This is a genomic window from Mesorhizobium sp. M7A.F.Ca.MR.176.00.0.0, from assembly GCF_004023165.1.
GTDB lineage: Bacteria > Pseudomonadota > Alphaproteobacteria > Rhizobiales > Rhizobiaceae > Mesorhizobium.
In genome coordinates, this window is sequence record NZ_RZTC01000143.1 from 1 (window position 1) to 5,177 (window position 5,177).

Annotated in this window: 5 protein-coding genes; 4 read left to right on the forward strand and 1 reads right to left on the reverse strand. The window is 64.6% G+C overall.

Annotated elements, in window-relative coordinates; all coding sequences use genetic code 11:
- Positions 1-210, forward strand: a 210-nt coding sequence (locus tag EOB59_RS35710) for a hypothetical protein (RefSeq protein ID WP_206622080.1), incomplete at its 5' end; no start/stop codon positions are given.
- Here the strand turns inward: EOB59_RS35710 and EOB59_RS30515 are convergent.
- Positions 179-970, reverse strand: coding sequence for an ATP-binding cassette domain-containing protein (locus tag EOB59_RS30515; protein WP_164762277.1), 792 nt, complete (start codon positions 968-970; stop codon positions 179-181). The two genes, EOB59_RS35710 and EOB59_RS30515, sit on opposite strands and share 32 nt — an antisense overlap.
- A gap of 219 nt (positions 971-1,189) precedes the next feature.
- Between EOB59_RS30515 and EOB59_RS30520 the strand changes: the two genes are divergently transcribed.
- The 3 genes from EOB59_RS30520 to EOB59_RS36865 form a co-directional block, all read left to right on the forward strand.
- Entirely contained in the window at positions 1,190-3,370 is a 2,181-nt protein-coding gene (locus EOB59_RS30520; RefSeq protein ID WP_245486823.1) for a TonB-dependent siderophore receptor, read from the forward strand.
- A gap of 25 nt (positions 3,371-3,395) precedes the next feature.
- The gene (locus EOB59_RS30525) at positions 3,396-4,256 is read left to right on the forward strand and encodes an ABC transporter substrate-binding protein (protein WP_128289962.1); all 861 of its coding nucleotides are present in this window, start codon (positions 3,396-3,398) and stop codon (positions 4,254-4,256) included.
- The coding region (locus tag EOB59_RS36865) for an iron chelate uptake ABC transporter family permease subunit (protein WP_245486824.1) at positions 4,253-5,177 on the forward strand (925 nt) is incomplete at its 3' end. The genes EOB59_RS30525 and EOB59_RS36865, both read left to right, overlap by 4 nt.

The window sequence follows — 5,177 nt, forward strand, 5'->3', positions numbered from 1 at the left end:
GCCCAGGAGCAACCCGCCGGCGCGGCACCGGCGGGTTGCTCCTGGGCCATCGCGCTGCCGGCCGACAGGATGACGGATGCGACCAACGCCGCCAACAAACCAGTTCTCGACAACAGCTTCTTCCTTGTTCTCACAGCGGCCTGCCGCCTTCTATTTCCCGCCGCCGCATCAGATATTGTCACTGCACATAGCCGACAGGCTGGCCGGTGACGGGGTGCGCGAACACGCCCATCTCCACACCGAAAATGCCTTTCAGCACATCGCTGCGCATGATTTCGCCTGGCGTGCCGCGCGTCAGCAGCTTGCCGTCCTTGAGCGCGATCAGTTCGTCGCAGTAGCGCGCCGCCATGTTGGGATCGTGCAGCACGACGACGACACATAGGTCGCGTTTGCGGCTGAGCTCCTTGACCAGCCCGAGCACCTCGACCTGATGGGCGATGTCGAGTGCCGAAATCGGCTCGTCGAGCAGCATGACGCCGGCGTTCTGCGCCACCAGCATGGCGAGCCAGGCGCGTTGGCGCTCGCCGCCCGACAATTCGTCCACCAGCCGGTCGGCAAAACCCTCCATATCGGTCAGGGCCAGCGCCTCCTCGACATGCTGCCTGTCCTCGGCGCGGAAACGGCCAAGCGCGCCATGCCAGGGATAGCGCCCGAGCGTCGCCAGTTCGCGCACGGTCAGGCCGGTCGCCGCAGGCGTCGTCTGCGGCAGATAGGCAAGCGCGCGGGCAAATTCGCGGGCGCCCCATTGCGGCAACGGACGTCTGGCGAAAGTGATGGCGCCTGAACTCGCCGGCTGCTGGCGCGCCATGAGCTTGATAAGCGTCGACTTGCCCGAACCATTGTGGCCGATCAGCCCATAGACGCGCGAGCGCTCCAGTTCGAGCGAGACCGGACCGAGCAGCGTCCGCTCGCCGACGGCAAAGCGCACCGCGTCGATATGGAAGGCAGTCTGGGCATCAATTCCAGCCATGCTCATGGCTTTTCTCCAGTGCGGCCGCCCGCATTTCCAGATTCCGGCATTTCGACGGGTCGTGCCCGGTTGACTATGAAACATGACCTTACTAGTCAACATTGAAGATGACTGCAACGATCAACAAATCGGCGCGACCGGCAATATCGGCACGAAATTTGGAAACAGGGGGCGCACCAGATGATTTCAGGACATGGACCGATTTGGCGGAACCGGATAGTGCGCAAGCGCCTGCTGATCGCAACGGTGTCGCTGCCGGCCCTGCTTGGCTGCGGCCATGCACTGGCCCAGGAGACGGTCACCACCACCCTAGACCCGATCAAAGTCCAGGAACGTGTCGAAAGCGCTTTCGGGCCGGTCAAGGGCTACGTTGCCACAAAGGGCTCCACCGGCACCAAGACCGACACGCCGCTGATCGAGACGCCGCAATCGATATCGGTCATCACCAGGGACCAGATGGAAGCGCAGGCCGTCGTCAGCCTGAACAGCGCGTTGCGCTACACACCCGGCGCCACCGGCAATCTCTACGGCACCGACAATCGCGGCCTCGGCCTGCAGTTGCGCGGCATTTCGAACGCCAGCGGCGTCTTCTACAGGGACGGGCTGCAGCTCAAGGAGAGCAATTTCACCCTGTTCACCGCACTCGATTCCTATGGCGCGGAACGCTACGAGGTGCTGCGCGGACCGGCGTCGGTACTTTATGGCCAGGCAAGCCCCGGCGGCATCATCAACTATGTCAGCAAGCGGCCAACCGAGGAAAACCTGCGCGAGGTCGAATTCGGTGGTGGCAGCTTCAACCGGTATGAAGGCAAGTTCGATTTCAGCGGCGCGGTGAACGCCGACAAGTCGCTGCTGTTTCGTCTCACCGGTGCCGCTCACATGGGCGACACGCAGACCGATTTCGTCAAGGACGACCGCATCTTCATCGCGCCGGCGATCACCTGGCAGCCCGATGCCGACACCAGCCTGACCATCCTCGCCAACTATCAGCGCGATCGCTCGGGATGGGCGATGCAGTATCTGCCTGCCTACGGCACGGTCATACCGGGCAAGAACGGCAAGTACCTGCCGAACAGCATGTTCGTCGGCGAACCCGGCTTCGACTCCTACAACAACGACCAGGCCTCGATCGGCTACGAATTCGATCACCGTTTCAACGAAACCTGGCAGGTTCGACAGCATGCCCGATACGTCCACCTTACCCACACCGAGGAAGGCGTCTTTGGTGGCGGACTGACGGACTCGAACGGCCTGGAACCTTCAAGCGGCGATTACTACCGTTATGCAGATGCCGGTGGCACCAAACTCAGCGGCGTCACCATCGACAACCAGGCACAAGCCGATTTCGACACCGGGCCGCTCGCCCACACGCTGCTCGTCGGCCTCGACTACAAACGCTATACTTACCGCGACTATGCCTCGGAAGGGACCGTCGAGGACGGTTTCAACGTCTTCGATCCGATTTACGGGTACCCGATCACCGATCTGACGCCCTACACCGATACCGACACCACCCAGCAGCAGGTCGGTCTCTATGCGCAGGACCAGGTAAAGCTCGGCAACTGGCGGCTGACCCTTGGCGGCCGCCAGGATTGGTCGGACGCCAAGGTCTACGACAATCTGGCCGGCGGCTACATTCCCGAGCAGAAGGACAACGCCTTCACCAGCCGGGCGGGGCTCGTCTATCTCGCCGACAACGGGCTTGCGCCCTATGTCAGCTACTCCGAATCGTTCCAGCCCGTGGCCGGCGCCGACAGCGACGGCAATCTGTTCGTGCCCGAGACCGGCAGGCAGTACGAGATCGGGCTGAAATACCAGCCGACCGGCTGGAACTCCTTCATTACGGCATCGGTTTTCGACCTGACCCGGCAGAATGTCGTGCGTTCCGGTAATGAGGGCTCACCCAACGATCTGTTCCAGACCGGTGAGATCCGTTCGCGCGGCGTGGAACTGGAAGCCGTGGCGAGCCTGGATGCGGGCCTCGATCTGAGAGCGGCCTACACCTACCTCGACACGAAGATCACCAGGGCGACCGCTGTCGAAGACGTCAACGGCGTCTGGGTCAGCAACGAGGGCAACACGCCCTTCGGCGTGCCAGCCCATTCCGCATCGCTCTGGGCCAATTACACCTTCATGGGCGGCAAGCTCGAAGGTCTCGGCCTCGGCGCCGGTGTCCGCTATGTCGGCTCGACCTATGGCGACGACGCCAACAGCTTCAAGGTCCCATCGGTCGTGCTTGCCGACGCGGCGGTGCATTACACCTGGCAGAACGCCACGCTCAGCCTCAATGCCAGCAATCTGTTCGACAAACGCTATGTCGCCTCCTGTTTCTCTTCGGGCTTCGGCTGCTTCTACGGCGAAGGCCGCAGGATCAACGGTTCGGTGAAATACACATGGTAGAAGCAATGTGGCGGGCCGGCCCAAAATGGCGGCGCTGACACGGCGCCAGTATCTTGCCGGCCTCGCCGCGACCGGCCTCGCTTTGCCGGGCGGCATGGCACGCGCGGCACCTGCCCGCGTCGTCTGCCTGGAATGGACATCGGCCGAACTGGTGGTCTCGGTCGGCCTGTCGCCGCTCGCCGTCGGCGACACCAGGGGTTATGGCGACTGGGTGCAGGGCCCGGCGCTGCCGCAGGCCACCATCGACCTGGGATCGCGCAGCGAGCCCAATCTCGAACTGCTTCGGGAACTGCGGCCCGACCTGATCGTCGGCGCCTATGGCTATGGCTTGGACGAGAACAGCTTCACCAGATTGGCGCCGACCTTCAACGTGCCGTTCTACAGCGGCAAGGCTCCACCTTACGCGCAGGCGCAACAGGTGACGCTGCAGCTTGGCGACATGCTTGGCCGCAGGACGGAAGCAGAAAACCTTGTCGGGCGCACCGAAGCCTCGATCGCCCAAGCGCGTGCCAGGCTGGAGCGGGCGGTGCAAAAACCGGTCTGCGTCGTCAGCATGTTCGACGATCGCCATGTCCGCGTCTACGGCGCCGGCAGCCTGCTGCAGGATGTCCTCGACCGGCTCGGCCTCGTCAACGCCTGGACCGGCGCCACCAATGAATGGGGTTTTTCGACGGTCGGCATCGAGGAACTGGTCGCCGTCGGCGAGGCGCAACTGATCTCGCTCGATCCGATCCCGCCGCACGTCAGGATCAGGATTGCCCGCAGCTCGCTCTGGGCCAATCTGCCCTGCGTCCGGAACGGCCAGGTGCGGACCATTCCGCCGGTCTGGCCGTTCGGCGGTCTCACTGCTGCCGCGCGTTTCGCCGAATTCGTGGCAGCGGCATGATCGCTCAGGCAACGTCCCTGCCGCGACAGCGCGACGGCATCGGCGCGCTCATCCTGCTGGTGGCCGTGCCCGCGGGCCTGGCACTGATGCTGACCATCTTCGATCTCATCAACCTTTTCCCGACGCACTTGTGGTGGCATGCGCTCACCGCTCCCGACACATCCGATCCAGCGCAGTTGCTGTATCGCTATGCCTTCCTGCCGCGTGTCGCCGTCAGCATGCTGGCCGGCGCGGCACTTGGTCTCGCCGGTGTCGTCATGCAGCATGTGCTGCGCAACCCGCTGGCCGAGCCGACCACGATCGGCACCAATGCCGGAGCGAGCCTCGCATTGGCGGCCGCCACCCTCTACGCACCATGGTTGCTGGAAGGCGGCCGCGAAGGCGTGGCGCTGGCTGGCGGCGCGCTCGCCACATCAGCCGTTTTCGCACTGGCGCGCGGGCGCAGCTTTTCGCCAGTGTCGATCATCATCGCCGGCCTCGTCGTCAGCCTCACTTTCGGCTCGGCCGGCGCGCTGCTGATGGCGCTCAACCGCGAATACACCGAGGAGCTGTTCATCTGGCAGAGCGGCTCGCTGGTGCAGAATGGCGACGCGGCGGTCCTTGTTCTGGCGCCATGGCTGCTGGCCGGCATCTGCGCCGCGCTCCTGCTCTGGCGACCGCTACGCCTGCTCGACCTCAGCGACGACGGCGCGGCATCGCTCGGCACCCGGCCGGCCGTCATCCGCCTTGCCGGCATGACAGTCGCCGTCTCGCTCAGCGCGCTGGTCGTCGCCGAGGTGGGCGTCATCGGTTTCGTGGCACTCGCCGCCCCGGCGCTGGCGCGGCTGGCCGGAGCGCGCACGCTTGGCCGCCGCCTGGTCTGGCCGCCGGAGCAGGAGCGCGGCGCAGATGCCGGCCAGCAGCCATGGCGCCAGAACAAGG

What these genes read in the sequence shown, in the direction of transcription:
- EOB59_RS30515 (WP_164762277.1), bottom strand. Translation starts at nt 970, where the DNA reads ATGGCTGGAATTGATGCCCAGACTGCCTTCCATATCGACGCGGTGCGC.
- EOB59_RS30525 (WP_128289962.1), top strand. Translation starts at nt 3,396, where the DNA reads ATGGCGGCGCTGACACGGCGCCAGTATCTTGCCGGCCTCGCCGCGACC.